At 66.9% G+C, this 1,214-nt stretch carries 1 protein-coding gene; it reads left to right on the plus strand.

Annotation, left to right across the window (positions count from 1 at the left end):
- The coding region (gene rpsA, locus AB4Z02_RS18910; protein ID WP_441972900.1) for a 30S ribosomal protein S1 at window positions 1–1,214 on the plus strand (1,214 nt) is incomplete at both ends.

The following is a 1,214-nucleotide window of genomic DNA, read 5'->3' on the forward strand; positions in this document are numbered from 1 at the left end:
GTCGACCGGGACGAGGTCCTGCTCGACATCGGCTACAAGACCGAGGGTGTCATCCCCTCGCGCGAGCTCTCCATCAAGCACGACGTCGACCCCTCTGAGGTCGTCAGCGTCGGCGACGAGGTCGAGGCCCTGGTCCTCCAGAAGGAGGACAAGGAAGGTCGCCTGATCCTGTCCAAGAAGCGCGCGCAGTACGAGCGCGCCTGGGGCACGATCGAGAAGATCAAGGAAGAGGACGGCGTCGTCACCGGCACCGTCATCGAGGTCGTCAAGGGTGGTCTCATCCTCGACATCGGCCTGCGTGGCTTCCTCCCCGCGTCTCTCGTCGAGATGCGTCGCGTCCGCGACCTCCAGCCCTACGTGGGCAAGGAGATCGAGGCCAAGATCATCGAGCTCGACAAGAACCGCAACAACGTGGTCCTGTCGCGCCGCGCCTGGCTCGAGCAGACCCAGTCCGAGGTCCGCACCACGTTCCTCAAGGAGCTCCAGAAGGGGCAGGTCCGCTCCGGCGTCGTGTCCTCGATCGTCAACTTCGGTGCGTTCGTGGACCTCGGCGGGGTCGACGGCCTCGTCCACGTCTCCGAGCTGTCCTGGAAGCACATCGACCACCCGTCCGAGGTCGTCGAGGTGGGCCAGGAGGTCACCGTCGAGGTSCTCGACGTCGACATGGACCGCGAGCGTGTCTCCCTGTCGCTCAAGGCGACGCAGGAGGACCCGTGGCAGCACTTCGCCCGGACCCACGCGATCGGTCAGGTCGTCCCGGGCAAGGTCACCAAGCTCGTCCCGTTCGGTGCGTTCGTGCGCGTCGACGACGGCMTCGAGGGCCTGGTCCACATCTCCGAGCTGGCCGAGCGCCACGTGGAGCTGCCGGAGCAGGTCGTCACGGTCGGTTCCGACATCTTCGTCAAGGTCATCGACATCGACCTCGAGCGTCGCCGGATCTCGCTGAGCCTCAAGCAGGCCAACGACGACAGCGCGCCCGTCGCCGAGTTCGACCCGACCCTCTACGGCATGGCCGCGGAGTACGACGAGCAGGGCAACTACAAGTACCCCGAGGGCTTCGACCCCGAGACCAACGAGTGGCTCGAGGGCTACGAGACCCAGCGCGAGAAGTGGGAGAAGCAGTACGCCGAGGCCCACGCCCGCTGGGAGGCCCACAAGGCCCAGGTCGAGGAGGCCACCAAGGCCGACGCCGAGGCTGCGGCCAACGCTGGCGC

The organism is Pedococcus sp. 2YAF34 (genome assembly GCF_052114585.1).
Lineage (GTDB): Bacteria > Actinomycetota > Actinomycetes > Actinomycetales > Dermatophilaceae > Pedococcus.